The organism is Rhodococcus sp. MEB032 (assembly GCF_030208925.1).
Lineage (GTDB): Bacteria > Actinomycetota > Actinomycetes > Mycobacteriales > Mycobacteriaceae > Rhodococcus_F > Rhodococcus_F qingshengii.
Genome location: NZ_JARVSY010000006.1, coordinates 102,415 through 128,134 on the forward strand (window position 1 = coordinate 102,415; position 25,720 = coordinate 128,134).

The 25,720-nt window shown below is 63.9% G+C and carries 22 protein-coding genes; 12 read left to right on the top strand and 10 right to left on the bottom strand.

The features are described from left to right. A complete protein-coding gene (locus tag QRN54_RS06555) occupies positions 1–1,023 on the bottom strand; it encodes a M23 family metallopeptidase (protein WP_054828357.1) in 1,023 nt (340 codons plus the stop codon). Between the two features lie 232 nt (positions 1,024–1,255). Here QRN54_RS06555 and QRN54_RS06560 point away from each other — a divergent pair, with 232 nt between their 5' ends. From QRN54_RS06560 to sucD, 3 genes are all read left to right on the top strand, one after another. Further along, entirely contained in the window at positions 1,256–3,097 is a 1,842-nt protein-coding gene (locus QRN54_RS06560; RefSeq protein ID WP_285181769.1) for a hypothetical protein, read from the top strand. 179 nt (positions 3,098–3,276) lie between these two features. After that, positions 3,277–4,446, top strand: a complete 1,170-nt coding sequence (gene sucC / locus QRN54_RS06565) for an ADP-forming succinate--CoA ligase subunit beta (RefSeq protein WP_003946426.1) — start codon at positions 3,277–3,279, stop codon at positions 4,444–4,446. Positions 4,447–4,461: 15 nt separating this feature from the next. Further along, complete coding sequence (sucD, locus tag QRN54_RS06570) at positions 4,462–5,364, top strand: succinate--CoA ligase subunit alpha (protein ID WP_003946432.1); 903 nt, start codon at positions 4,462–4,464, stop codon at positions 5,362–5,364. A 42-nt stretch (positions 5,365–5,406) separates the two neighbouring features. Here sucD and QRN54_RS06575 read toward each other — a convergent pair whose 3' ends face one another. Continuing rightward, positions 5,407–6,042, bottom strand: coding sequence for an IMPACT family protein (locus QRN54_RS06575; RefSeq protein ID WP_285181770.1), 636 nt, complete (start codon positions 6,040–6,042; stop codon positions 5,407–5,409). Between the two features lie 86 nt (positions 6,043–6,128). Between QRN54_RS06575 and QRN54_RS06580 the strand changes: the two genes are divergently transcribed. From QRN54_RS06580 to purH, 4 genes are all read left to right on the top strand, one after another. Next, entirely contained in the window at positions 6,129–7,184 is a 1,056-nt protein-coding gene (locus QRN54_RS06580) for a DUF5336 domain-containing protein (RefSeq protein WP_065455345.1), read from the top strand. Positions 7,185–7,305: 121 nt separating this feature from the next. Next, entirely contained in the window at positions 7,306–8,838 is a 1,533-nt protein-coding gene (locus QRN54_RS06585) for a cell division protein PerM (RefSeq protein WP_285181771.1), read from the top strand. A gap of 6 nt (positions 8,839–8,844) precedes the next feature. After that, the gene (purN, locus tag QRN54_RS06590) at positions 8,845–9,564 is read left to right on the top strand and encodes a phosphoribosylglycinamide formyltransferase (protein ID WP_081558239.1); all 720 of its coding nucleotides are present in this window, start codon (positions 8,845–8,847) and stop codon (positions 9,562–9,564) included. Next, on the top strand, positions 9,557–11,116 hold the full coding sequence (gene purH, locus QRN54_RS06595) for a bifunctional phosphoribosylaminoimidazolecarboxamide formyltransferase/IMP cyclohydrolase (RefSeq protein WP_003946407.1): 1,560 nt from the start codon (positions 9,557–9,559) through the stop codon (positions 11,114–11,116). The genes purN and purH overlap by 8 nt, the downstream gene beginning before the upstream one ends. Before the next feature lie 76 nt (positions 11,117–11,192). On the opposite strand, the gene QRN54_RS06600 is transcribed toward purH, so the two are convergent. The 3 genes from QRN54_RS06600 to QRN54_RS06610 form a co-directional block, all read right to left on the bottom strand. Next, positions 11,193–11,414 (bottom strand): hypothetical protein, encoded by a 222-nt coding sequence (locus tag QRN54_RS06600; RefSeq protein ID WP_003946391.1) that lies wholly within the window; start codon positions 11,412–11,414, stop codon positions 11,193–11,195. A gap of 451 nt (positions 11,415–11,865) precedes the next feature. After that, on the bottom strand, positions 11,866–12,834 hold the full coding sequence (locus tag QRN54_RS06605) for an alpha/beta hydrolase family protein (RefSeq protein ID WP_285181772.1): 969 nt from the start codon (positions 12,832–12,834) through the stop codon (positions 11,866–11,868). 27 nt (positions 12,835–12,861) lie between these two features. Beyond that, the gene (locus QRN54_RS06610; RefSeq protein ID WP_285181773.1) at positions 12,862–13,434 is read right to left on the bottom strand and encodes a DUF4126 domain-containing protein; all 573 of its coding nucleotides are present in this window, start codon (positions 13,432–13,434) and stop codon (positions 12,862–12,864) included. Positions 13,435–13,540: 106 nt separating this feature from the next. Between QRN54_RS06610 and QRN54_RS06615 the strand changes: the two genes are divergently transcribed. From QRN54_RS06615 to QRN54_RS06625, 3 genes are read left to right on the top strand one after another with little or no spacing between them, the layout of a single operon-like run. After that, the gene (locus QRN54_RS06615) at positions 13,541–13,936 is read left to right on the top strand and encodes a VOC family protein (RefSeq protein WP_285181774.1); all 396 of its coding nucleotides are present in this window, start codon (positions 13,541–13,543) and stop codon (positions 13,934–13,936) included. A gap of 54 nt (positions 13,937–13,990) precedes the next feature. Further along, positions 13,991–15,367 (top strand): ATP-binding protein, encoded by a 1,377-nt coding sequence (locus QRN54_RS06620; protein ID WP_102999408.1) that lies wholly within the window; start codon positions 13,991–13,993, stop codon positions 15,365–15,367. Between the two features lie 9 nt (positions 15,368–15,376). Next, on the top strand, positions 15,377–17,314 hold the full coding sequence (locus tag QRN54_RS06625) for a VWA domain-containing protein (protein WP_058226066.1): 1,938 nt from the start codon (positions 15,377–15,379) through the stop codon (positions 17,312–17,314). Between the two features lie 9 nt (positions 17,315–17,323). On the opposite strand, the gene QRN54_RS06630 is transcribed toward QRN54_RS06625, so the two are convergent. Both QRN54_RS06630 and QRN54_RS06635 read right to left on the bottom strand, forming a co-directional pair. Beyond that, positions 17,324–18,349: an agmatine deiminase family protein gene (locus tag QRN54_RS06630; RefSeq protein WP_007727577.1), complete on the bottom strand. Its 1,026-nt coding sequence runs from the start codon at positions 18,347–18,349 to the stop codon at positions 17,324–17,326. Then, positions 18,346–19,293 (bottom strand): nitrilase-related carbon-nitrogen hydrolase, encoded by a 948-nt coding sequence (locus tag QRN54_RS06635; RefSeq protein ID WP_054188815.1) that lies wholly within the window; start codon positions 19,291–19,293, stop codon positions 18,346–18,348. Before QRN54_RS06635 ends, QRN54_RS06630 begins: the two co-directional genes overlap by 4 nt. Before the next feature lie 149 nt (positions 19,294–19,442). Here QRN54_RS06635 and QRN54_RS06640 point away from each other — a divergent pair, with 149 nt between their 5' ends. Next, positions 19,443–20,060, top strand: a complete 618-nt coding sequence (locus tag QRN54_RS06640) for a TetR/AcrR family transcriptional regulator C-terminal domain-containing protein (protein WP_054188814.1) — start codon at positions 19,443–19,445, stop codon at positions 20,058–20,060. Here the strand turns inward: QRN54_RS06640 and QRN54_RS06645 are convergent. The 3 genes from QRN54_RS06645 to QRN54_RS06655 all read right to left on the bottom strand — a co-directional run bounded on the left by QRN54_RS06645 (position 20,057) and on the right by QRN54_RS06655 (position 23,999). Then, positions 20,057–21,583 carry an APC family permease gene (locus QRN54_RS06645; RefSeq protein ID WP_054188813.1) on the bottom strand — a complete coding sequence of 509 codons (1,527 nt, stop codon included), beginning with the start codon at positions 21,581–21,583 and terminating at the stop codon, positions 20,057–20,059. The genes QRN54_RS06640 and QRN54_RS06645 overlap by 4 nt on opposite strands. After that, the gene (locus tag QRN54_RS06650) at positions 21,580–22,479 is read right to left on the bottom strand and encodes a universal stress protein (protein ID WP_007727555.1); all 900 of its coding nucleotides are present in this window, start codon (positions 22,477–22,479) and stop codon (positions 21,580–21,582) included. The genes QRN54_RS06645 and QRN54_RS06650 overlap by 4 nt, the downstream gene beginning before the upstream one ends. A gap of 89 nt (positions 22,480–22,568) precedes the next feature. Continuing rightward, the gene (locus tag QRN54_RS06655; RefSeq protein ID WP_003946421.1) at positions 22,569–23,999 is read right to left on the bottom strand and encodes a gamma-aminobutyraldehyde dehydrogenase; all 1,431 of its coding nucleotides are present in this window, start codon (positions 23,997–23,999) and stop codon (positions 22,569–22,571) included. 169 nt (positions 24,000–24,168) lie between these two features. Here QRN54_RS06655 and QRN54_RS06660 point away from each other — a divergent pair, with 169 nt between their 5' ends. After that, entirely contained in the window at positions 24,169–25,686 is a 1,518-nt protein-coding gene (locus QRN54_RS06660; RefSeq protein WP_003946355.1) for a PucR family transcriptional regulator, read from the top strand. Positions 25,687–25,720: the final 34 nt, after the last annotated feature.

The window sequence follows — 25,720 nt, forward strand, 5'->3', positions numbered from 1 at the left end:
TCAGTCCTGCTCGACGCCGAGGCTGATGCCGCGTGAGGCGAGCCAGGGGAGGGGATCGATCTTGTTCTCGCCAGCGAGATGAACCTCGAAGTGAAGGTGCGGGCCGGTGGAGAAGCCGCGGTTGCCGACAGTGGCGATCTGGTCGCCGGCCATGACCTGCTGACCAACCGTGACGGTGGACGTGTCGATGTGGCCGTAGACGGTGATCGTTCCGTCTGCGTGCTGTAGGCGTACCCACATGCCGAACCCGGAAGCCGGACCTGAATCGATGACCTTGCCGTCGGCGACGGCGACGATGGGCGTCCCGATCGGGGCGGCGATGTCGACGCCGGCGTGCAGGGTGCCCCAGCGGGTGCCGAAGTTGGACGTGAACGTGCCAACTGCCGGCAGGACGAACAGCGGGCGACGGGCAGCGGCTTCGCGTGCTGCGCGCTCGTCACTGAAACGCTGGCCCTTGGCAAGCAGGTTGCTGAACTGGGAGAGGTCGGTCGGCGCTGCGACGTTGAGGACCTGCGGAGCGTCGGCCTCGGTGGTGGCTGCCGTGGAGGTGGCCGGAGCGAACTGAGCGGCCTGCGGTTCTGCGGTGGTACCGATCGCGGAGGACTCGTTGGCGAGTGCAACTTCCGAGTGGTCGGCGGCAGAAGAGGAACCGTCGTTGACAACTGCCTGGCCCGCGGCGACAACCGCGCCGGCTGCAACTGCCAGAACGGCGGCGCGGCCCTTGAGAGCGGAGGGAGGGGTGGGGAGTCGGTGAGCACCGCTGCGGCGAACCGGAGATTCGACATCGACTGTCGGTGCGGAGGTGGCGTAAGTGGGGGTGCTGATCACGTCGGACTCGACGAACTCGTGAGAGTCGGAATCTGACGACGTGGAGGATGAATTTCGAGTGAACATATCGGTAGAGATCTCAGAACTTTTGGTCTCGGTGTAACGCCTGGCCGAGTGCGTTGGATAAGTGGTCGTGACCTCGTCTGGAGCTGAGTTCGAGAACCTACTAGCGGTGAACTGGCTGCGGTGATGCATATGCCGGTTCTCTCCTCGAGTTCGTGATCAGCCCGTGACTTAGACCGACTGACGGTAACGAAATGATTGCGATGGGCGCAAGCCGTAGCGGAAACCTGTCCGATTATGTGACGTGCCTCACAGCTTGACCTGGGAATATGTCGATCCGGGCAAAACGGACGAATCATCTCGTTTCGTGATCGCGCGTGTCACAACCGGATCACCGGTCCATTCAGGCACTACCGTCGATCGAGTGTCCACAACACCTGGAACTACGTCGCAGGCGCGTATCGACGACCCCGGAGTGAAGTCCGGGGCGCCACTCGCGGCGGTAATCGGACTGCTCGGTGCCGTCGGAGTGGCAGCCAGTCCCGTCGTCGGAGTCGGGAGTGGCCGCGGGGTCGACACGACGGGGGCTCTTGCTTCCGCCGCTCTCTTCGCTGCCGTCTGCACGATCGTCGTGCCGCTGGTTGCGGTGCTCACCTCGGGGCGCAGGCCCGCCTTCGCAGGTGGACTCCTGGCAGGTATCGGCGCGGTGTCCCTCGGCGCGGCGATCCTCGACGTTCAGTTGTTCGTCGACGCAATCGATGCAAACCGCTTGGACCTTTTCCGTCCGATTTCGGCGGGTTCGATCGATGCGGGTCCGGGCGCTTATCTCGCGCTCGCGGGCCACGGACTTATTGTGGTGTCCGGTGTCCTCGGCTTCATGGTCGTCCATCGTGAATCAGAGCGGGACGGATACGGCAGCGCTCGCGCCGCGGAATTCGACGGGCGATCGGTTGGCGGGCGGATCGGTGGGTGGCCGACAGCGCTGCTGATTCTGGCCGCGGTGGTGTTCGTGCTCTCCCTGTTCGGTCCTTCCTTCAGTTCGCAGGATCCGATCTTTCTGGTCAAACCGCTCGTCGACTCGGCGGCGGCTACCGCCGTCGGTACGGGATTGGTCGGCGTCGCGGTACTCGTTGCGGTCGCGGCGGCATTGACGTCCATCTCGCTACCGGTGGGCTGCGGCGCCCTGATCGGTGTCGGTCTCGGCGCACTCGCAGTCAGTGGAACCAGGGTGATGGCTGGGTTCGCGGCCGGCGATCGGATCGGCGTCGGTTCGGGATCGGTGGTCGGGGCACTGGCCGCCGTGGTCATCGCCGTGATCGGCGTTTCAGCTCCCTACCTCGCTTCCAGGCGTGAAAAAGATGCGATTCCCGCTGAAAGTGTGGTTCGCGCACCCGCGAAGACGACAAAGGGTGCGCTGAAAGCGGCGATGGTGGCTCAGTCCCGGGCGGCGCAAGCGCGGGTGAACAGACTTCACCGCGTTGCCGGTATCGGCGCAGTTGTCACCGCAGCAGTGGCAGCCCTGGGGGTGGCACTTCCGGTCCTGTCGTTGCCGGAGAACATCCCCGAACCGTCCATGCTTTCGTCTCGAGTTGTCCTGCTTGCGGCTGCTGTACTGCTGGTCGCCGGTCTGGGCCTGTTCGCCCCGGGCCGCGCCGCGGTGGTGCGGCCGGCCGTCGGCGTGTTGTGGACCACGGTCGTGATGGGAGTCGCCGCTGTCATGCAGTCGGCTGTCATCGCCACGGACGTACCGGGCGTCGGGTTGGGAGCCGGTGCCTTCGTGCTCTGCGGCGCGGCTTTCCTCGCTGCGGCGACGGGACTGCTCGTCTGGCTGGCGGGAAGCGCCGAGCGTGAGGATGTCGACACGTCGGTAGGTGGCGGTTCGCGAGGGCTGGTGCTTCTCGTCGGTGGGATCGGCGCCGTCGCTGTCCTGATCGGAACCGCGCTTCCCCTCTATCAGGGCGACGCCTATACGGCGGCCTCAGTTCTGGAGTGGCCGTGGGGAATTGACGTCTGGGGTCAACTGCTCGTCGGCGTCACCGTCGTGATCGCCGCTGTGATCGCAGCGTCCGCGCGGCCGTCGCGGGGCGCGGCATTGCTGATCGGATCTGCCGTGGCAGCTCTGGTGTACGTCGGTGAGTGGCCACTCACGTCATCGCGCATATCGGACGCAACCGTGGGGGTGGGTGCGATCACAGCGGCCACGGGCATAGTGTTGCTTCTCGTTGCAGCGTTCTCGAGCGCAAGAATCAGTGAGACTGATGCTTGACAAATTCGGTGTGGCCACCTTGCCGAATCGGTGAGGCGTGCCTCATCGGGCAATTGCGCGTGACTTGGGCCACATAGCATCAATGCGGGCGCAAACCGAACGCGGCAACTGGTTAAAGTCCAGAACAGACCCGCTCCTACCCCTCGAGCGGGTGACAACGCAGACGAGACGGTGAGCAGATGGATCTCTTCGAATACCAGGCGAAGGAACTCTTCGCCAAGCACGGAGTGCCGACTTCGGCTGGACGTGTTACAGACACAGTCGCCGGCGCACGCGAGATTGCCGAAGAAATCGGTAAGCCCGTGATGGTGAAGGCACAGGTCAAGGTAGGCGGCCGCGGCAAGGCCGGTGGCGTCAAGTACTCGCCCGACGTGGATGCCGCAGTGGCAAACGCCGAGGCAATCCTGGGCCTGGACATCAAGGGCCATGTCGTCAAGAAGCTGCTGGTCGCAGAGGCAAGTGACATTGCCGAGGAGTACTACATCTCCTTCCTGCTCGACCGCACCAACCGCACCTACCTGGCCATGTGCTCGGTAGAGGGTGGCGTCGAGATCGAGGTCACCGCCGAGGAGAACCCCGACGCTCTCGCCAAGATCCCCGTCGACGCAGTCAAGGGCGTCGACCTCGCGTTCGCGCGCAGCATCGCCGAGGCAGGAAAGCTGCCCGCAGAGGTGCTCGACGCAGCGGCCGTGACGATCCAGAAGCTGTGGGAGGTCTTCATCGGCGAAGACGCACTCCTCGTCGAGGTCAACCCCCTCGTTCGTACTCCTGACGATCAGATCCTCGCCCTCGACGGCAAGGTCACCCTCGACGAGAACGCAGCGTTCCGTCAGCCCGGCCACGAGGCATTCGAGGATCGCGACGCTACCGATCCCCTCGAGCTCAAGGCCAAGGAAAACGACCTCAACTACGTCAAGCTCGACGGTGAGGTCGGAATCATCGGCAACGGCGCAGGCCTGGTCATGTCCACGCTGGACGTCGTCGCATACGCCGGCGAGAACCACGGTGGCGTCAAGCCCGCCAACTTCCTCGACATCGGCGGCGGAGCTTCCGCTGCAGTCATGGCTGCCGGCCTGGATGTCATCCTCAACGATGCACAGGTCAAGAGCGTGTTCGTCAACGTCTTCGGCGGCATCACCGCGTGTGACGCAGTTGCCAACGGCATCGTCGGCGCACTGAAGACCCTGGGTGACGAGGCCAACAAGCCGCTCGTCGTTCGCCTGGACGGAAACAACGTCGAAGAGGGTCGTCGCATCCTCGCCGAGGCCAACCACCCGCTGGTCACGGTCGTCGCAACCATGGACGAGGCCGCCGACAAGGCCGCCGAACTCGCTCACGCAGCGAAGTAAGGGACTCACAGAACAATGGCAATCTTCCTCACCAAGGATTCAAAGGTCATCGTCCAGGGCATCACCGGCGGCGAGGGCACCAAGCACACCGCTCTGATGCTCAAGGCCGGCACCCAGGTCGTCGGCGGCGTCAACGCTCGCAAGGCCGGCACCACGGTCTCGCACGTTGCAGCTGACGGTTCCCCTGTCGAGCTCCCCGTCTTCGCGACGGTCGAAGAGGCAATCAAGGAGACCGGCGCAGACGTCTCCATCGCATTCGTTCCCCCGGCCTTCTCGAAGGACGCCATCGTCGAGGCCATCGACGCGGAGATCCCGCTCCTCGTGGTCATCACCGAGGGCATCCCGGTTCAGGACTCCGCTTACGCTTGGGCGTACAACGAGTCCAAGGGCAAGAAGACGCGCATCATCGGACCGAACTGCCCCGGCATCATCACCCCGGGTGAGGCCCTCGTCGGCATCACGCCCGCCAACATTGCAGGCACCGGCCCCATCGGCCTGGTCTCCAAGTCGGGCACCCTGACCTACCAGATGATGTACGAACTCCGTGACTTCGGCTTCTCCACCGCCATCGGCATCGGCGGCGACCCGGTCATCGGAACCACCCACATCGACGCCATCGAGGCGTTCGAGAAGGATCCCGAGACCAAGGTCATCGTGATGATCGGTGAAATCGGTGGCGACGCGGAAGAGCGTGCAGCCGATTACATCAAGGCCAACGTCACCAAGCCGGTCGTCGGCTACGTGGCAGGCTTCACCGCTCCCGAAGGCAAGACCATGGGCCACGCCGGCGCCATCGTCTCCGGTTCCTCGGGAACGGCTCAGGCCAAGCAGGAAGCTCTCGAAGCTGCAGGCGTGAAGGTCGGCAAGACGCCGTCCGCCACCGCTGCTCTCGCTCGCGAGATTCTTCAGTCCCTGTAAGGGGCTTCGCCCCCGTGCGTGGTTAGGGAGTCTCCGGACTCCTTAACCACGCACAGTGGTATCGACCCACATCGACCCGGCAGGTTCCAACTGCCCCGCACCGGATGTGATGGATGCGACGATCGAGTCGAGATCGTCGGCGTCACCGGCGGCGAGCGTCATCACCGCCTTCGATCCATACGTAGTTCCGAGCACCGAGACGCCCCGCGCTCTCAGCTCCGCTTCCACCCGACCGGCCTCTGAGTGCCGGATCGCCAAAGTGCGCAGGACCTTTCTCTCCCTGGCCACAAGCTCGGCCGAATCGAGAGCCACCGAGACCGCTCCCGAATACGCGCGGACCAATCCACCGGCGCCGAGCTTGATTCCGCCGAAATAGCGCGTGACGACAACAATCACATCGACCAGATCTCGAGACTTGAGAACCTGAAGCATCGGCACCCCGGCAGTGCCGCCCGGTTCACCGTCGTCGTGTGCACGTTCGACGCGTGAGTTCGCCTCGTATCCGATCACGAAAGCCGAACAATGATGGCGCGCATCGGGATACAGCGAATTCTGCTCCGCGACGAACTCCGTGGCGGCTTCGGCGTCGTCTACGCGGTGAAGCGCGGCGATGAATCGTGAGTGCTTCACCTCTGATTCGACGACGTGGTCGGCGCCGGGCGCGAGGGTGAAGGGCATCTGCCCATTGTCTCCTGTCGGTGTTAGCGTGCGAAGTCGAGACACATACGCTGGTAACCATCGAAGACCGTCTACGAGGAGAAGTCATGACGTTCACGCCGCAAGGGCCCAGCTTCGGGCCACCGAATCAGCCGGCAGCGGGCGGTGGAACCAAGAATCTCGGATTCATCCTGCTCATCGCCGTCGCGGCACTCGGCCTGATCAATTTCCTGCTCGGTTTTGCGCCCTTCACATCGATCAGTGGAAGCAGCAGCGGCATCGGTAGCGGCCTGGATACCAGTTCGAGTTTCTTCGAATCGAGCATCTACGGCCTCGGATTCGTTTTCGCCGGCGGTGTGGTTGCGGGCGTATCGCTCCTCCCGAAGCAGTCGTATGCGGGCATTGCCGCAGCGCTCACCCTCACGGGTTTCTTCGCTTTAGTGTTCGCCGCTTTCTCCGTCGGTACCAGCGACTACGTCGACATCAGCCTCGGTTGGGGCCTGATCATCGTGCTGATCCTCTCGTTCGTGCAGACCGTCGTCGCAGTCGCCGCGTTGTTGTTCGAGATCGGAATCCTGAAGGCTCCCGCGCCGCGTCCGGTAGCTCAGCAGTACGGTCAGCCGCAGGGCTATGGCCAGCCCCAGGGCCAGGCGCCGGGGCAGGCGCCAGGTCAGCCACAGGGATACGGACAGGCTCAGTACGGCCAGCCTCAGCAGGCTCAGCAGCCGGGCCAGTACCAGCAGAATCCGCAGTACGGGCAGGCGCAGCAGCAGGGATACGGGGGAGCGCACGCCGCCCCCGTCGACCCGACCGCTTCGCAGCCGCCTTACGGCCAGACTGCGTCTCCCTACGGGCAGAACCCGGTGCAAAATCCCGGACAGACCGACTCGTCGGCCGCGACGACGTCGTCTTACTATCCGCTGACCTCTCAGCCCGCGAGTCAGCCGAACCCGAGTTACTCGTCGGATCAGTTCACCGCTCCACGCGGTTACGGCCAGCCGTACAACCAGCAGCAGACTGGCTCGACCGAGCAGCCGACGGGCTTCGAGCCGCCTACCTTCGAAGCGCCGACGCCGTCTGCGGAACCTGACCAGGGCAGCAGCGATTCCGCGGCCGAGACCAAGGTCTTCGGCTCGCAGAACCCCGACGAGCGTCAGCAGTAGTACTTCTTCGTTTCACGAACATGAATGTGGCCTCCGACCCGCTGCGGGTGGAGGCCACATTCCGTGAGCCCGACGGCGCGCCTGAGTGCGCGGCGCACTGTCGAGTGAAACCCTCGAGGGGATGAGTTCTTTGATTGATGGCACCCGGTCCCGTCCCACGTCCTCACGACCCGGACGTGGTCGTACTGGCAGCGGCCGCGTCGGCGGCGGTCGCCCGGGACCGAACCCGGACCTGGCGCGCAAGCTGCTGACCGTCGCCTTCCGACCGTCGGGCCTGACGATGCTGCTGATCGCGGCTGTCGTCGTGGTCACTTTGGTATCGGCGAGCAGCGATCTGACCGGAACCTTCGGCGCCATTGCCACTACATGGTTGGTCATCCACCAGGTGCCGGCGACTATCAGCGGCGTCCAACTCGGTGTACTGCCACTGCTTCCAACGGCGGTCATGATGTGGGTGGTCGCACGCCGATGCGCGTCGACTGCGGTGCACACCGACTCCCGTGACGACACCCTCCGCCTGGTGGGGGCGGCGGTAGCCGGACCGTTGACTATCACGGCAATCGCTCTCGCCGTTGTCGCCGACGCCTCCGCGGCAATTCCGCTGTCGAGCCCCAACACGTTGGCCGCTTTCGGCTGGGTCGCCGGGATTCACCTGATCGCCGCGTCCGTCGGTGTTACTGCTGCGCACTGGGATCGCGTCGTCGCCGAGATTCCGCCGTGGGCATCTGCCGCTGTTCGTCCGGCCGCGGCTGCGTCGGCAGCGCTGCTGGCTGCGGGCGCCGTGGCCGTTGTGGTGTCGCTACTCGTGTCGTGGTCGACGGTCGGTGACCTACTCGCACGCGGCAACGGGTTTGTCGGCGTACTGGGATTGACGGTGTTGTCGCTGCTCTACCTGCCGAACCTCGTGGTCGGTGCAGCCGCGGTGATGACGGGATCGACGGCCGATTTCGGCAACGTCTCCATCAGCGTGTTCGGCAACATCGGTGGAGATCTGCCACCCTTGCCCCTTCTCGGAGCGGTTCCGGAAGGCGTCGCCGGCGGAATCTGGCCGGTGCTGTTGGTCGTTCCGGCTGCGGTGGGTGTGATGCTCGGCCGTGATTGCGCTCGACGCATCGCCGGGCAGGACAGTGTGCTCGCAGTGCTGACGGCAGCTGCCGGTGCCGGCGTCGTCATGGCTCTGCTTGCCCTTGCTGCGGGGGGAGACCTCGGGCAGTTCGGCACCGTCGAGGTCCTGTGGTGGGGCTTCGGTCTTCTGACTTTTGCGTGGCTGGGATTGTTCGGAACCGTCTCGGCGCTGTTCGCGATGTGGTTCTCACACCGCGGACACATGAAGGACGAGGTTGCGCCGCCGACGGCTGAACCGGCTCGAGCATCCGAGCCCGAACTTGCGATCACGGCCGCGGCCACAACGGATGGCGAGGACGACGAAAACGCCGACGAAGTGCTCGCCCAGGAATCTGCGGTGGTAGTGACCAAGGTCGTCGAAGCCGAAATTGTCGAAGAATTAGGCGAACCCGTGCAGGTAGTGACAGAGGAAACCGTCGAGATCGAAGTAGTCGACGCGGAGGTTGTCGCGGCACCCGAGGCGGACCCCACAGCCGGGGCGGAGCCGGAGACCGACCTGCCCTCGAAGCCGCAGGAGTCCAGCGACTAGGCTGTCATGCGGCCGATACTCCGGCCGCATCATCTTCCAGTTCTCAGGAGTAGTGCGCTGACTGCCTCGGCCGACAATCCGCAGCCGACAATGCCCGACAGGGTCCAATTTCGCGACTCTGTCGCGCGGGTAGTCGTACTCGCTTCCGGCGCGGGAACCCTGCTGACTTCGCTGATCGACGCTTCGCATGCCGAGGGATACCCCGCCGAGATCGTTGCCGTCGGTGTAGATCGTGACTGCCTCGCCGCCGAGCACGCTGTGGATTCGAAGATCCCGTCCTTCAAGGTCTCGATCAAGACCTACGAAAATCGTGCCGCCTGGGACGAGGCGCTGACAGCAGCAGTGGCCGAGTACGAACCCGATCTCGTGGTCAGCGCTGGCTTCATGAAAATCCTCGGCCCCAGCTTTCTCGAGCGTTTTGGCGGCCGAATCATCAACACTCATCCCGCGTTGCTGCCTGCCTTTCCCGGCGCGCACGCGGTTCCCGACGCTCTGGCGTACGGCGTGAAGGTCACCGGTTCCACGGTGCATCTCGTCGACGGCGGAGTTGATACCGGGCCGATCTTGGCGCAGGAAGCTGTGCCGGTGCACGACGACGACACCGAGTCTTCGTTGCATGAACGCATCAAAATTGTGGAGCGACGGTTGTTGGCGGACGTCATCGCCGCTGTTGCTACGCGCGGAGTGGTTTCCGATGGACGAAAGGCCGTGATCCCCAGTGAGTGAACGCAAGGCTGTGCGCCGTGCACTTGTCAGCGTCTACGACAAGAGTGGTCTGATCGAGCTGGCCACGGGCCTGCACGAGGCCGGTGTCGAGTTGGTCTCGACCGGTTCGACCGCGTCGAAGATCGCCGACGCCGGAATCCCCGTGACGCCGGTCGAGGCTCTGACCGGATTCCCGGAATGCCTCGAAGGCCGTGTGAAGACGCTGCATCCGCGCGTCCACGCCGGCGTTCTCGCCGATACCCGCAAGCCGGATCACCTCGCTCAGCTCGAGGAACTCGGCATCGCGACCTTCGAATTGGTGGTCGTGAACCTGTACCCCTTCACCGAGACGGTTGCCTCGGGCGCTAGCCCGGACGAGTGTGTCGAGCAGATCGACATCGGCGGCCCGTCGATGGTGCGTGCTGCAGCCAAGAACCATCCGTCGGTTGCCGTCGTGGTCGATCCGGCTCGTTACGCCGACGTCCTGACTGCCGTTGCCGGTGGCGGATTCACCTTGCGTGAGCGCACTGTGCTTGCGGCGCAGGCGTTCCAGCACACTGCGTCGTACGACGTCGCTGTTGCGAGCTGGATGACGAGCACGATCGCCGCTGACGAAGACGGTTCGCTGTTTCCGGCCTGGGTCGGTGCTACCTGGAACCGCAGCGCTGTTCTTCGCTACGGCGAGAACCCGCACCAGGACGCCGCGCTGTACGAGAACCCGGCTGCGCCTGCAGGTTTGGCTCAGGCGGAGCAGTTGCACGGCAAGGAGATGTCGTACAACAACTACACGGACTCCGACGCAGCGTGGCGCGCAGCGTACGACTTCACTGATCCGGCCGTCGCAATCATCAAGCACGCCAACCCGTGTGGCATCGCCATTGGCACCGACATCGCCGACGCCCACCGCAAGGCGCATGCATGCGATCCGGTCAGTGCTTTCGGTGGTGTGATCGCTGCCAACCGTGAGGTCACCGTCGAACTGGCCGAGCAGATCGCCGACATCTTCACCGAGGTCGTCATCGCGCCCTCGTACGAAGACGGAGCTGTCGAGGTTCTGCAGCGTAAGAAGAACATTCGTGTTCTGAAGGCAGCCGCTCCGACCGCTACCGGAATCGAACTGCGTCCGATCTCTGGCGGTACCTTGCTCCAGCAGCGCGACGTTCTGGACGCCGACGGCGACAACCCGGCCAACTGGACCCTCGCCAACGGTGAGGCTGCAGATGCCGAGACTCTCGCTGACCTCGAATTTGCTTGGCGCGCCAGCCGTTCGGTGAAGTCCAACGCGATCCTGCTGGCCTCCGGCGGTGCCTCTGTCGGCGTCGGCATGGGCCAGGTCAACCGCGTCGACGCAGCGCATCTGGCTGTTCAGCGAGCCGGTGACCGCGTCGTAGGTTCGGTTGCAGCTTCGGACGCGTTCTTCCCGTTCCCTGACGGTCTGCAGGTGCTGCTCAATGCCGGCGTCAAGGCTGTTGTGCAGCCGGGTGGTTCGGTTCGCGACAACGAAGTGATTGCCGCAGCCAAGGAAGCCGGTGTCACTCTCTATCTGACCGGTGCGCGCCACTTCGCGCACTGACTCCTGCGTCGGTAGCGGGCCTCGACTCCTCAACGGGAGTTCGGGGCCCGTTCTGCATTCAGGCCGCCCGGGTCTTTCAGGCGGCGCTGCTGTGGGTGCCCTGGAGTTCGCGGGGTGAGCCGGTGATGACGACGCGTGAGGCTCCGCGACTGCGGATCTCGCTGATCAGTGCGCCGAGGGTGGCTTCGTGGGCCGCATCGGAGTGCGAAAGATCCAGGGTGACGGCGTATCCGGTGAGGTCACCGGGCAGATCGACATACGGCGGCGCGATGGACAGTTGGTTGACTCGAAGTTTCATGTGGTGCTCCTGCGTGTGAAAGGTAAAAGAAAAGGCACCCGAGGCGTTTGCCCTGGGTGCCCGAGAACGAATCCGGTGAAACTGGGGATCATTCTCGGGGTACACCGCGCTTGTTGCCCATGTGCTTGGCCGACATTGCGGCCGAAAAAATGTGCTTGTCTGCGGTGCAGCTGCGCCACGAAGGTACGGATACGACGTGCGGGTGTAGCGACATGATGTCCGTTCCTTTCTGTGTGGCGTTGCTGGTTAATGGATGACCGTACAGCACGGATCGAGGGTTCGCACCAATAAAAAGCGCCGCGAACGTAAACTCCGGGTGACTTCTGTTCCCAGGTTCGCTGGATTGAAAGAGTCTTCATTGCAGGTCAGGCGTAGAAAGCAGAATTCCCTCCGCGATGGTTCGCGGAGGGAACTTTCTACCTGAAAAAGAGGACGTTCGGTCTGTACGTGATCAGGAGAACGAACGGACCCACGCTGTGAAGGGCTCCGAGAACTCTGCCGAGTACGGAAGCGGCGCGACGTAGTCGGCACCGGTGGACTGTTCGTCGCCGATGTCCTTGAGTACGAAGTTGGCGTTGCGCATCCGCACGGAAGTCAGCGCTGTATGTGAGAGCGCGGCGTCGAGTGCCGCGACATCGGCGGGAATGACTTGGATGTCCTTGTCCGAGCAGCTCGTGAGAACGGGCATGCCCGCCGGTAGCGCCGCCACGAGAGCAACCGGGTCCAATGCGTCTTCCTCGGCGAGTGCCTTGGCATTGGCGTGTACGAGTCCCGCATTCTGCAGCGGCTCGGGCAGGTCATCCGGAACAGTGCCCTCGGATCGCAGCGACTCGACGGCATCGGCGAGCGCGACGCGCAGTTCGTCAGCCAGTTCGACCGGCAACTGACCGGCGCCGACGACCGCATCGAGCTGGCGGTGAATCTGCGTCGTGAGTAGATCGAGAAGTCTGACGCTCAGTGGCTCGAGCAGTGCGAGGGCACTGACTCTGGCGCCCTCCTTCGCGGTGGCGAGAGCCAGTGCGACTACGGCGCCGTCGCTGTGTCCGACCACGAACAAGCGCTCGGGATCGACACCGGGTTGCCCGGCGAGGTAGTCCAGTCCGTCGGAGGCGGCGTCGACAAAAGTGTTGAAGCCGAGATCGGCGATGTCCTCGATGTCGTAGTCACCGAGGGCGGTTTCGCCACTGCCGAGCTTGTCGTAACGCAGGCTTGAAATCCCTTGTTTTTCAAGAAGATCCGCGATGAACCGCAGAGTTCCGATGTCGCCTTCGAGGAGGGCGCTGTCGCCGTTGCGATCGGTGGGGCCGCTGCCGGCCAGAATCAGCGCGGCCGGCGCCGGGGAGTCGGGTGAGGCTGCCAGGCGAAGACTCCCGTACAGGGTGACGTCGCCGGATTGGAACGAGATCTCGGTGTCGGACATGACGACTTGTCTACCAGGTCGGTGCGGTCAGGCGGTGCGCAGACTCCGGACACGACGCCAGCCACGCCAGCTGAACCACAAGAGCGCGGCGAGCAGGGGAATGATCAGGAGCGGCAAGATCATCGCGATCAAGGAAGTGACGAAAGTCAGCACATCCTCGATGACGGAAACGACGGGATTTGCCAGCCCACCGGTAGTGGCCGTACTGACCGCGCGAGTGCCGGTCTGCGCGGCGCTGAACGTCAACGCCGTCGGCGCTCCGACGATGATGCCCGCCAACGCGGCCATCGCAGGGTCGAGATGACTGAATGCCGCCCAGGCGGCGATCACTCCGGCAATCGGTCCGGTGACGTTCCCGATCACCGATAGTGCGTTGTCCACGAACGGAATGAGGTCGGCACCCAGTTCGACCACCGCGGCGATTGCCAATGCGACCAGCGCGCCGGTCGATCCGATCCACCGCATCGACTCGCCGACGGTGATCCCGAACAGTTCGAAGTGGACGGCAGCGCTGAGCATCAGCAGCGGCAGGAAGGTTCGCATTCCGGACGCTGCGGCGAGTCCGAGGCCGAGCATGGCTGGCAACACCCAGGTATCCATGGGTGGAGTTTAGGTCTACTGTGCGCCTTTATTAACCGCCGGCGGTTAATAAAGGCGCACAGCAAAGTCTCGGAAAGGACCTTTCACGGCGACAAACCCGCAGCCGATGTTCTTCCTCAACCTGCCCGTCAAGGACCTCGGCAAGGCCACCACCTTCTACGAGGGCCTCGGATACTCCAAGAACACGCAGTTCTCCGACGAGAACGCGTCGTCGATGGTCATCAGTGACACCATCGTCGTGATGCTGTTGGCCGAGCCCTTCTTCAAGACCTTCACCACCAAGGGCATCGCCGACACCTCGACGTCGACGGAAGCGCTGCTCGGTCTCTCGGCCGAGACCCGTGAGGCCGTCGACGCCCTCGTCGACAAGGCGCTCGAGACCGGCGGTTCCGAAGGTAACGCGACGCAGGATCACGGCTTCATGTACAGCCGCAGCTTCCAGGATCCCGACGGCCACATCTGGGAAATCATCTGGATGAATCCCGAGAACATCGAGGGCTGAGCGACCGAACTTCCTCGGCGAGAGGCGAAACCCCGCAAACACTCGTAGCGTGGAGTGGTGACTGTCGCAAAAACCCTCGGAGAGCTACGCGCCTCCGGACACGTACAGCGAAGTGTCAAGGAAGAACTACGAGAGAATCTTCTCGCCGCGTTGCGGGACGGCCGTGACCCCTGGCCCGGGATAGTCGGGTTCGAGGACACGGTCGCCCCGCAACTCGAGCGGGCGCTGATCGCCGGCCACGACGTGGTTCTGCTCGGCGAACGAGGTCAGGGAAAGACGAGGCTGCTTCGCACTCTCGGGCTCCTGCTCGACGAGTGGACGCCCGTCATCGAAGGCTCGGAACTGGGGGAGCACCCGTACGAGCCGATCACCCCGGCTTCGATACGTCGAGCCAAGGAACTGGGCGACGACCTCCCGATCGCCTGGCGCCACCGCAGCGAGCGGTACTCCGAGAAGTTGGCGACGCCGGATACCTCGGTCGCCGACCTGATCGGCGACGTCGATCCGGTCAAGGTTGCCGAAGGCCGGAGCCTCGGCGATCCGGAGACCATTCACTTCGGCCTCGTGCCTCGCGCGCATCGCGGAATCGTGGCCATCAACGAGCTCCCCGACCTCGCCGAACGCATCCAGGTCTCTTTGCTCAACGTGATGGAAGAGCGGGACATCCAGGTCCGCGGGTACACGCTTCGGCTTCCGTTGGACGTTCTTCTGGTCGCGAGCGCCAACCCCGAGGACTACACCAACCGCGGGCGCATCATCACACCACTCAAGGACCGCTTCGGCGCCGAGATCCGCACTCACTACCCCGTCGAGCTGGCGGGCGAGATCGCGGTGATCGAGCAGGAGGCGCACCTGGCCGCGGAGGTGCCCGACTACCTTCTCGAAATTCTTGCCAGATTCACTCGCCTGCTCCGCGAATCCACCTCGGTGGACCAGCGATCGGGTGTGTCGGCACGCTTTGCCGTCGCCGGCGCGGAAACCGTCAGTGCCGCCGCGGTACGACGGGCAGCGGTGCTCGGCGAAGCCGATCCTGTTGCACGGCCCGTCGATCTCGAGTCCGTGGTCGAGGTTCTTCGCGGCAAGGTCGAGTTCGAATCCGGTGAAGAGGGACGGGAACTGGAGGTGCTCGAGCACCTGCTGCGTCGCGCGACGGCCGATACGGTTCGGGTGCGTCTCGGCGGGATCGACCTGGGGATGCTGGTTGCTGCGGTGGAGATGGGCAACACGATCGTCACCGGTGAATCTGTCACGGCCAAGGCATTTCTCGACGAGCTTCCGGACCTCGAGGTCCTGGACGAAGTAGCCGAACGCCTCGGCGCGCAATCCGACGGCGAGCGTGCCGCCGGTGCCGAACTTGCCCTCGAAGGGCTTTACCTCGCGCGCCGGATCTCCAAAGATCAAGGCCCGGGCGGCCGCTCGGTGTATTCGTAAGGGGCAGTGATGATCCACAATCCGCGGTACGGGCCTTACGACGGTGGTCCCGATCCGCTCGCGCCTCCCGTGGATCTGCGCGAGGCCCTGGCAGCAATCGGCGACGACGTGTTGTCGGGCACGTCGCCGCGCCATGCCCTCCGAGAGCTCCTGCGCCGAGGCAACCGGGACATGCGCGGGCTCGACGACCTTGCCGCCCAGGCGAACCGGCGTCGACGCGAGTTGCTGCGCCGCAACAATCTCGACGGAACTCTCGACGAGGTTCGCAAGCTTCTCGACAAGGCGGTGCTCGAAGAGCGCAAAGAACTGGCACGTGCTCTCGACGACGACGCACGATTCAACGAAATGCGGATCGAGGAGTTACCGCCGTCGACAGCTCAGGCCGTGCAAGATCTGGCCGACTACAACTGGCGCAGCGAACAGGCTCGCGCGGATTACGAGAAGATTCGTGATCTGCTCGGACGTGAGGTTCTCGATCAACGCTTCTCGGGAATGAAGCAGGCACTCGAGGGCGCCACCGACGAGGATCGTGAGCAGATACGCCAGATGCTGGCTGATCTGAATCAACTGCTCGACGCGCACTCTCGCGGCGTCGACACTGCGGAGCAGTTCGCGGAGTTCATGGACAAGCACGGGCAGTATTTCCCGGACAACCCGCGCAACGTCGAGGAACTTCTGGATTCTTTGGCGCAGCGCGCGGCGGCTGCACAACGATTGCGGAACTCGCTCTCGCAGGAGCAGCGTGACGAGTTGGATGCGTTGGCGCAGCAGGCGTTCGGTGATCCGAGCCTGATGAGTGAGCTGAGTCAACTCGACCAGTTCCTTCAGGCGGCTCGGCCGGGTGAGGACTGGGAAGGTTCGCAACAGTTCCGCGGCGACAACGGAATGGGGTTGGGTGAGGGGACCGGTGCCCTGCAGGACATCGCCGAGCTGGAATCCTTGGCGGATCAACTGTCGCAGCAATACGCGGGCGCGGCGCTCGACGACATCGACCCCGAGCTACTCGCGCGGCAACTCGGCGACGAAGCCGCCGCTGATGCTCGCACCCTGGCCGATCTCGAAAAGGCTTTGCAGGAACAGGGTTTCTTCGATCGTGCACCGGATGGTCAATGGCGCTTGTCGCCCAAAGCCATGCGACAGCTCGGACAGACTGCTCTGCGCGATGTCGCCGGGCAACTGTCGTCACGAACCGGTCAACGCGATACGCGTCGGGCCGGTGCGATGGGTGAACCGACCGGAGCGTCCCGCGAATGGGAATTCGGGGACACGGAACCGTGGGACGTCACGAGAACCATCACCAACGCCGTCCTGCGTGACCCGGGCCGAATGCCGGTGCGGCTGAGCGTCGTCGATGTCGAGGTGGCCGAAACCGAACAGCGCAGTCAGGCTGCGGTTGCTCTCCTGGTGGACACGTCGTTCTCGATGGTGATGGAAGATCGCTGGGTGCCGATGAAGCGCACCGCTCTGGCACTCAATCATCTGGTGAGCACGCGGTTTCGCAGCGACGAGCTGCAGTTGATCGCCTTCGGACGCCACGCGCACGTGCTGAGCCCGTCGGAGCTCGCTGGTTTGGACGGCGCGTGGGACCAGGGAACCAACCTGCACCACGCACTGTTGTTGGCGGCCAGGCATCTTCGACGCCACTCCAACGCACAGCCGGTGGTACTGATCGTCACCGACGGTGAGCCGACGGCTCATCTCGAAGCGGACGGAGAAGCCAGGTTCGACTACCCGCCGAGTGCGCGAACCCTCGGTTTGACGGTTCGAGCACTCGACGCGGTGGCCAGGCTTGGCGCCAAGGTCACGTTCTTCCGCCTCGGTGAGGATCCAGGTCTGGCCAGGGTGGTCGACCGGATGGCGCACCGTGTGGGTGGACGCGTCATCGCGCCGGACCTGGACGGCCTCGGCGCCGCGGTCGTGAGTGACTACATGCGAGGTCGCCGCTGATTCCGGCCGTCAGTCTTGTTCAGCGGGCTGGTGCTGGGTGATGCAGTGGATGCCGCCGCCACGTTCGAACAGCGGTCTGGCGTCGACGGTGACGACGGTGCGCCCGGGGTAGGCGGCCGCAAGGATCCGGGCCGCTTCGGCGTCGGCCGGATCGTCGAAGCTGCAGGCGATCACTCCGCGATTGACCACGAGATGGTTGATGTAGCTGTAGTCGACGAATCCCTCGTCGTCGCGCAGGATCTCGGGCGCAGGTACCCGAATGACCTTCCACGGCCGACCGCCGACGTCCGTCGAGCTTTCGAACAACTCGATGATCGTCTTGCTGACGGCGTAGTCGGGGTGCACCGGATTGCGTTGGTCATGGACGAGTACAACTCCGGGGGAAGAGATGGCAGCGACGATGTCGACGTGTCCGCGCGTTCCGTAGGTCTCCTGATCGCGAGTCAATCCGCGGGGAAGCCAGATCACGTGCTTGGCGCCGATGGTGCGGGCGAGTTCGGCCTCGATGTCGGCCTTCGTCAGGTCGGGGTTTCGTCCCGGATCGAGTTGGACGGTTTCGGTGACCAAGACGGTGCCGAGACCGTCGACCGCAATACCGCCGCCCTCGTTGACGATTGGTGAGTCGATCAACTGGGCACCGGATTGTTCGACGACAAATGCGCCGATCTTCGAGTCCTTGTCCCACTGCGCCCAATCCTGTGCACCCCAGCCGTTGAACACCCAGTCGACTCCGCCGAGACGGCCTTCGTCGGACAGGACGAACGTCGGCCCGATGTCGCGCATCCATGCGTCGTTGAGAGGTGCCTCGACGATGTCGACCTTCTCGGACAGGTACTTTCGTGCTTCTTCGACTTCGGCGGGATCGACGACGACGGTGACCGGCTCGAATTCGGCGACGGCGTGGGCGACGGCCGCCCACGTCGAGCGCGCTTCGTGCTGTTCTTCCGCGGTGTCCCCGAGAGAGTATCCGGCGCTCGGGTACGCCATCCAGGTACGTTCGTGCGGTTCACTTTCCGCGGGCATGCGCCAGGTCATCGGTTGGCTCCTGCAGTGTTCACCGGTGCGGTCAGGGCCGAGTAGGTGTCGGGTCGGCGAGTGGCCAGGAACGGGAACAGCGCAAGCCAGTCTTCACGGTGCTGCAGATCGAGATCTGCGACCAGGACGGCTGATTCGTCGCGCGGAGCCTGAACGAGGATGCGTCCGTACGGGTCCGAGATGAACGACGAACCGTAGAAGGTGATGAGACCTTCACTGCCGTGGCGATTGGGGACAACCATGAAAGTGCCGTTGGCGATACCGTTTCCGACGATCACTTGCTGCCACAGCGGTTGGGTGTCGAAGTTCGGGTGATCGGGTTCCGAGCCGATCGCCGTCGGGTACACCAGGACCTGGGCACCGGCGAGGGAGTATGCACGTGCGACCTCGGGAAACCACTCGTCCCAGCATGTCGGGAGTCCGAACTTGGCGCCGAGTGCCTCGTGAACGGGGTATGCGTCCTCGGACGGACCGCCGCGAAAGTACGTGTCCTCGTAGTACCCGGCCGTCACCGGAATGTGGAGCTTGCGGGTACGACCGAGAAGTTCACCCCCGGGCGAGACCAGGATCGCGGTGTTGAAGCCCAGGCCGTCCTCGGCGTCGCTGCGCTCGTACAACGACGCGTGAACGAGAACCTGGTTCTCCGCGGCGGCCTTGGTGGCGAAGGCGAAAGTGGGTCCGGTGAGCAGGTCTTCCGCCGCGCGTCCGGGATTGTCGCCGGCCGGGGTGGAGGCGGGGTAGCGGCTGAGCGTCAGCTCCGGAAGAAAGACCACGGAAGCGCCCAGCTTCGCTGCGGACGCAATGCCTTCGCTCAATTCAGCGTGGAGGTCGTCTTGGTCCTCGTGCCAGCGATGTTGGACGAGACCTACACGCAGAGGGGTGGACGTGGACGGCGAAGTCGCGGCCGGTGACTCGGGTGGGGTGAGGGCGGTGATCGTCAGCATGGGGTTTCCTCGGTGCTCGGGTATTCGACGTTCAACGTAAAACGAATGTGATTCGTTAAGTATGGTGGGTGAGCGCTGATTGATCAAGGACTTTCGAGGAATTGTTTTTTGCAGCGCCCCGGACGGTGTGGACCACTACAGGAGGACATATGCCGCGGCCATCGCAACGACTGCTCTCACCGGCGATCATCACCGAGGCAGCGATCGAGTCGGTGGACGAATCCGGCGACTTCACCATGCCGGGACTCGCCGCAAGTCTGAAGGTTCGACCGTCCTCGCTCTACAACCACGTTTCCGGACGAGCCGAGATCGTCGAACTGATGAGGGCTCAGCTGATGGCAGGAATCGACGTCGAGTCGGCCTCGGGGACCTGGAGTGAGACCGTCGCGGCGCTGGCAGCCGAGTACCGGCGAAGCTACGCCGCGCATCCTCGTCTGATTCCGCTCTTCACTGCCCAGACGGTGCAGGCCGGTGTGGCGTTCACCCTCTACAACGCATTGGCGCAGGCATTTGCCGATGGTGGCTTCGACCCGACCGAAACACTGCACGCGATCACGACCGTCGACAGTTTTGTTCTCGGTTCGGCCCTGGACCTGGCGGCGCCGGACGTCCAGTGGGCGTCGGGACCCGAAGCCAACGACGCGATGAAGGCGGCGTTGGCAACATCCGGGAAAAATCCCGAACGTGCCGACGCCGCCTTCGAATTCGGCTTGCGCGTGTTGATGGCGGGCCTGATCGCGCAGGCCCCCGAAGCTAGTGACTCCTAGGACACGCTGAGGTCGTTCTCGTCGCGCAGAGCCTCCGTGTCGCGATTGAGGGTCTTGCCCTCGAAGAACTCGGGATTGCGCACTCGCATGACCATCATCAGGACCGCGCCGAGGATGAGGATTCCGAACCCGAGGAAGAAGACCAGGCCGATTCCGCCGATGGATGCTCCGCTGGCATTGTCCGGATTCATACTCTCCTGGACCGAAATGACGAACACCGCAAGCAGCATGAGGCCACCGATGAGTGGGAACGCGAGCCGAAAGACGAAGTTTCGTACGCTCTCTAAAAGCGTCTTGCGGAAGTACCACACGCACGCGAATGCGGTGATGCCGTAATACCAGCAGATCATGATGCCGAGTGCGGCGATCGTATCGAGCAGAGCACTTTCGGACAGGAACGTGACGACGCTGTAGAACACTGCGGTTACCGCGCCGGCCACGACGGTCGCGTACGACGGCACCAGGAACCGAGGCGACACCTCGGCGAGCTTCTTGGGGAAAGCTCCGTATGCACCCATGGCGAGCATGGTTCGTGCCGCGGGCAGGAACGTGGTCTGCAGGCTGGCGACTGAAGAGACGAAGACCGCGAGGAACAGAAGCATTCCGCCCCAGTTGCCCAGGACCGGGTCGGCCAGAGCGCCGAAGACGTTCTCGGAGTTGTCGGGATTGCCGAGACCGAGGCCTTCCTCGCCGACGCCGGCGTACATCATCGCGGCAACGGCGACCAGCAGGTAGGTCAGGAGAATGGTTGCGACACAGAGCAAACCGGCGCGGCCCGGGGTCTTCTTGGGGTTCTTCGACTCCTCGCCCAGCGTGAGACAGGTATCCCAGCCCCAGAACGCGAAGATCGATCCGGTGAGTCCGATGACAAACGCACCGATGGCGAGTCCGCTGAACGGGTTGAACCAACTCAGGTCGAAGGACAATCCGGCCGGGGCGTCGCCGGCGCCGACGTGAACCAGTGCAACGACGGCGAAGACGACCAGCAGCACCATCTGGAAGCCGACGAGCGCGAACTGTACGCGCTCGCTGGTAGTGATTCCCCGACTGGCAATCCAGGTGGCCAACGCGATGAACACCAGTGTGGTGCCGACGTTGACGAATTTATTGCCCGGCAGATCGGCGATGGAGGGATTGTCGGCCACCCGCGCGATGAACAGATAGAAGAAGTCGACGGCAATCGCAGCGAGGTTCGAGAGCACGATGATGGTGGCGATCACCATGCCCCAGCCGCACATCCAGCCGACGTACGGTCCGAATGCCTTGGTGGACCACGTGAATGACGCTCCGCAGTCAGGAGTGTCGGAGTTCAGTTCGCGGTACGCGTACGCGGTGAGGAACATCGGGATGAAGCCGGCGATGAAGATGGCGGGCATCTTGAGACCGACCGCAGCGACGATCAATCCGATGCTGGCCGTCAGGGTGTAACCCGGTGCCACGGAGGAGATTCCGAGCACCGCGCCGGAGATCATGCCGATCTTGCCGGTGGCGAGGCCTTTGGAACTCAGTTCGGTGCTGGTCATGACAGTGCCTCCGGCTGGGTGAATTCGTGCTTGGGCACTACGACCATGGGTACGGGCAGTACGCGCAGCATCTTGGCGGCGGTCGAGCCCAGGAAAAGTTTGCGGGGCTGGGCGAGGCGACTTGAACCGACCATCACGAGATCGCCGTCCTGCCAGTCCAGTTGACGCACTGCCGATTCCACGGTGGACCCGTCGGCGATGATGACCTCGATGGGGAACTCCGCGGGGAGCGCGGCTCTTGCGACGTCGAGTGTGTCCTGAGCGTGATTTCGTGCACGCTCCCTGGCCGACTCGGCGGTGTCGCGATGATCGCGCAGATCGTTCTGGGGGTCGAGCGCTACCAGTGAGACCAGTCGCAGCGGAACCTGCATCAGTTCGCTGGCGCGCACGGCGGTGTTCAAGACGATGTCGGCGCCGACACGGGTGCCGAGTGCACAGGTGACCTCTCGTATAGCAGTGGCCGCCGAGTGCCGCGTTCCGCGAGGCGCCAGTGCTACCGGGACATGGGCGGAGTGAAGCAGTTCGGTCGAGACCGAACCTATCGCGTGACGGCCGAGCAGACCGTCGCCGGAAGCTCCCACCACGATCGCGAGCGCATTCAGTCGGTCCACTTCGTCGAGCAGGCCCTGAGCGAACGACTCGTGGAAGCTCAGGTGTACTTCCACCTGGATGTCCTCGGGCACCGACGCTTTCGCCTCGGCGAGCCAGTCGTGTGCACGCGCGGCGAGGATGTCGTCGTAGCCGGCTTCCGAGGGAACCTTGGCCGGCAGTGTCCGATCCGGTGGGAGGACCATGCAGATGTCGAGTTGCGCGCCGAGACTGCGCGCGAGCTGGGCCCCGAGGACCAGCCCGTCTTTACCGCTGGGTGTGGCGAGGTATCCGACGATAAGGCGCATGGTGGCTCTTTTCCGGATTGGAGGAATCTGCTGTGCGCCTTTATTAACCGCGGGGGGTTGATAAAGGCGCACAGCAGGAGGGCGGCGACTCAGTCGTGCGAACTCATGACGTGCTTGAGACGGGTGTAGTCCTCGACTCCGTAGGCCGAGAGATCCTTGCCGTAACCGGAATACTTGAAGCCGCCGTGCGGCATTTCGGCGACGAGCGGGATGTGGCAGTTGATCCACACCGCACCGAAGTCGAGAGCAGCGGAGACGCGTTGCGTGACACCGTGATCCTTGGTCCAGATGCTCGAGGCCAGGCCGAACCGAACGTCGTTGGCAAGCGTGATCGCCTCCTTCTCGTCGGAGAAGCTCTGGACTGTGAGGATAGGACCGAAAGTCTCTTCCTGCACGATGTCGTCCGATTGCGCGACGCCGGTGATGACGGTCGGCTCGAAGAAGAATCCGGTTTCGCCCGAACGCTTTCCGCCGGTAACGATCTTGGCCGACGCCGGCAGGTTCGCGATCTTGTCGCTCACGGCGTTGAAGTGATTGATGTTGTTGAGCGGGCCGTAGAAGGCATCAGGATCGGAAGGCGCTCCGGGGCGCAGCTTCTCGGCGTTCCGGACGAGGGCTTCGACGAGCTGATCGTGGATGGACTCGTGAACGATCACGCGAGTGGCCGCGGTGCAATCCTGGCCGCCGTTGAAGAACGCTGCCTCGGCGATGCCGGTGGCGGTCTTCTCGATGTCGACGTCGCCGAAGACGATCGCCGGCGCTTTGCCGCCCAGTTCGAGGTGCGCGCGCTTGAGTTGCTGTGCTGCGGACACGGCGACAGCGATGCCCGCCCGCACCGAACCGGTGATCGAGACGAGACCGAGGGCCGGGTTCTCCACCAACGTCGCTCCGGTTCCGCCGTTGCCGAGCACGACGTTGAACACGCCGTCCGGCAGGATGCCCTTCGAGAGCTTCGCCAGGACCAGCGTGCTGCCCGGTGTGGTGTCGCTGGGCTTGAGGACGATCGTGTTGCCGGCCGCGAGGGCGGGCCCGATCTTCCACAGCGCCATCATGAACGGGTAGTTCCAGGGCGTGACCTGACCGACGACGCCGATCGGCTCACGACGGACGTAGGAGGTGAAACCCTCCATGTACTCTCCGGCCGCCTTGCCCTCGAGAAGTCGTGCGGCTCCGGCGAAGAACCGCATCTGATCGGCTCCGACCTTGACCTCTTCGTCGGCGATCATCTGGTGGGCCTGGCCGGTGTTGGCGCTTTCGGCTGCGACGATTTCGTCGCTGTGCGCTTCGATGGCGTCGGCGAGCTTGAGGAGTGCAGCCTGCCGCACGCTCGGCGTCGTCTTGCCCCAGGTCTCGAATGCTCTCTGTGCGGCTTCGACGGCGGCGTCGACGTCTTCCTTCGTGGAGACCGGCGTACGCCCGACCACACTCTCGTCCACGGGGTTGATCAGGTCGAGTGTTTCCGTCGCGGCTGAGGCGACGAATTCACCGTTGATGTAGTTCTCGAGTACGACGATCGACATCGGTACCGGTTCCTCTCGAGGTCGAACGAGTTCCGGCCGAGGTGATCAGCACGGAACTCGCACTTTGTGGGGCGTGTGTGAGCAAGTGTGCGCTGACTCACAAGTAAAGGCAGCTGCCAAAAAGGTGAAATCTTTGATCGCCGACGCGCCGAGTTGTACAGTCCAGCCCATGACGATCGCTGTGCGGTGGATGTTGGCGCAGCCGGACCTCGCGCTGGAACTCAAAGGCGGCGCCCAGGGCGTCGGTCGCGAAATCACATTTGCGCACGCCACGGAGTTGCTCGACCCTTTCCGGTGGTTGACCGGCGGCGAATTCATCCTCACCACCGGCATCCGATTGCCGTCCACTCAGCAAAAGCGCGGCCGCTATCTCCGAATGCTCGACGCGGCAGGTGTGGCGGCGGTGGGATTCGGAACCGGGCTCTCGTACCCCGAGGTCCCGGCCGATCTGGTGGCCGTCGCCGACGAGATCGGACTCCCGCTGATCGAGGTGCCGCTGCCGACGCCTTTTGCTGCCGTCGTCAAGCGCGTAATGAGCCGGTTGGCAGAGCAGGAATATGAAGCTGTCCTCCGGGCGTCGCGGGCGCAACCGCGAATGACGCGTGCCGTCATTTCCGGCGGAACGGCTGCGACCGTGCGTGAACTGGCGATCGCGACTTCGGCGACGGTGCTTCTTCTCGACGTCGCCGGAAGAGTTCTCGAGAGCTCACCTCAACTGCCGACGGACGACGTGATCGACGAACTGCGAGCAACTCTCGGGGGCGGTGCCTCCAGTAGCGTGACGCTCGCAAGGTCTGGAGCGTCGATCGCGGTGCAGCAGATCAGCGTCGGGCGAACGCCGTACGGATACCTGGCGGTGATCAGTGCTTCGGCACTCAGCTACGTCGATCAGATACTGCTCGGTCACGCGAACTCGTTGTTGGCGTTGGACTTCGAGAAACCTGCGCGCCTGCGTGCTACTCAAGATCAGTTGAATTCGCACGCCCTCGGGCTGCTGCTCACCGAGGATCGCGACCCGGCGCCGGCGTGGCAACAGATCAGGCAGGCCGCCGACGGCGAGGGAATGATCCGAGGATTGACAGTTCTTGCCGACACGTCCGACGTAGCGGGACGCGTCGGAGCCGAGATTGCCGAGTTCATGAACAAGGCAGGGCGGCAGTTGTTCTCGCGGATCAACGACACTCGCGTCACGGTGCTGCTGCGTGGAACCGACGACGTCGAGTTCGCCCGAGAGCTGCTCGGCGGGGTATCGAGGTCGGATCTTCGCGCGCTTCGTGTCGGCTTGAGCGCGCGACGGGTGGTCGCTGCGCTGGCGGTCGCCGTCGAACAGTCCCAGCTGTGTGCGTCGGCGGCCGAAATCGGTGGCGAACCTTTGGAATTCGCGGCGCTGACCGGAAGTGTGCTGCTGTCTTTCGATTCGACGCGTGAAGTGCTCAACACGCTGGCCGAAACGATGATCACACCGATCGAGGACTACGACCGTGACAACGGCACCGAACTGCTGGCGTCGTTGCGGGCATTTCTCGAGGCCAACGGACACTGGGAAGCGGCCGCCATCACGATGGGCGTTCACCGGCACACACTGCGGAGCCGAATGGCGAAGGTGGAGAGCCTGATCGACTGTCGGCTGGAAGTGGCCAGGGTTCGGGCCGAACTACTGCTCTCGATCATTGCCCGGCAATCGTGACTGCCGGGCAATGATCGAGACTTGGCAAAGCGGC

Coding starts and splice junctions, on each gene's coding strand:
- QRN54_RS06555 (WP_054828357.1), bottom strand. CDS start 1,023: ATGCATCACCGCAGCCAGTTCACCGCTAGTAGGTTCTCGAACTCAGCT.
- sucC (WP_003946426.1), top strand. CDS start 3,277: ATGGATCTCTTCGAATACCAGGCGAAGGAACTCTTCGCCAAGCACGGA.
- sucD (WP_003946432.1), top strand. CDS start 4,462: ATGGCAATCTTCCTCACCAAGGATTCAAAGGTCATCGTCCAGGGCATC.
- QRN54_RS06575 (WP_285181770.1), bottom strand. CDS start 6,042: ATGCCCTTCACCCTCGCGCCCGGCGCCGACCACGTCGTCGAATCAGAG.
- QRN54_RS06580 (WP_065455345.1), top strand. CDS start 6,129: ATGACGTTCACGCCGCAAGGGCCCAGCTTCGGGCCACCGAATCAGCCG.
- QRN54_RS06585 (WP_285181771.1), top strand. CDS start 7,306: ATGAGTTCTTTGATTGATGGCACCCGGTCCCGTCCCACGTCCTCACGA.
- purN (WP_081558239.1), top strand. CDS start 8,845: ATGCGGCCGATACTCCGGCCGCATCATCTTCCAGTTCTCAGGAGTAGT.
- QRN54_RS06600 (WP_003946391.1), bottom strand. CDS start 11,414: ATGAAACTTCGAGTCAACCAACTGTCCATCGCGCCGCCGTATGTCGAT.
- QRN54_RS06605 (WP_285181772.1), bottom strand. CDS start 12,834: ATGTCCGACACCGAGATCTCGTTCCAATCCGGCGACGTCACCCTGTAC.
- QRN54_RS06610 (WP_285181773.1), bottom strand. CDS start 13,434: ATGGATACCTGGGTGTTGCCAGCCATGCTCGGCCTCGGACTCGCCGCA.
- QRN54_RS06615 (WP_285181774.1), top strand. CDS start 13,541: ATGTTCTTCCTCAACCTGCCCGTCAAGGACCTCGGCAAGGCCACCACC.
- QRN54_RS06625 (WP_058226066.1), top strand. CDS start 15,377: ATGATCCACAATCCGCGGTACGGGCCTTACGACGGTGGTCCCGATCCG.
- QRN54_RS06630 (WP_007727577.1), bottom strand. CDS start 18,349: ATGACCTGGCGCATGCCCGCGGAAAGTGAACCGCACGAACGTACCTGG.
- QRN54_RS06635 (WP_054188815.1), bottom strand. CDS start 19,293: ATGCTGACGATCACCGCCCTCACCCCACCCGAGTCACCGGCCGCGACT.
- QRN54_RS06640 (WP_054188814.1), top strand. CDS start 19,443: ATGCCGCGGCCATCGCAACGACTGCTCTCACCGGCGATCATCACCGAG.
- QRN54_RS06645 (WP_054188813.1), bottom strand. CDS start 21,583: ATGACCAGCACCGAACTGAGTTCCAAAGGCCTCGCCACCGGCAAGATC.
- QRN54_RS06650 (WP_007727555.1), bottom strand. CDS start 22,479: ATGCGCCTTATCGTCGGATACCTCGCCACACCCAGCGGTAAAGACGGG.
- QRN54_RS06655 (WP_003946421.1), bottom strand. CDS start 23,999: ATGTCGATCGTCGTACTCGAGAACTACATCAACGGTGAATTCGTCGCC.
- QRN54_RS06660 (WP_003946355.1), top strand. CDS start 24,169: ATGACGATCGCTGTGCGGTGGATGTTGGCGCAGCCGGACCTCGCGCTG.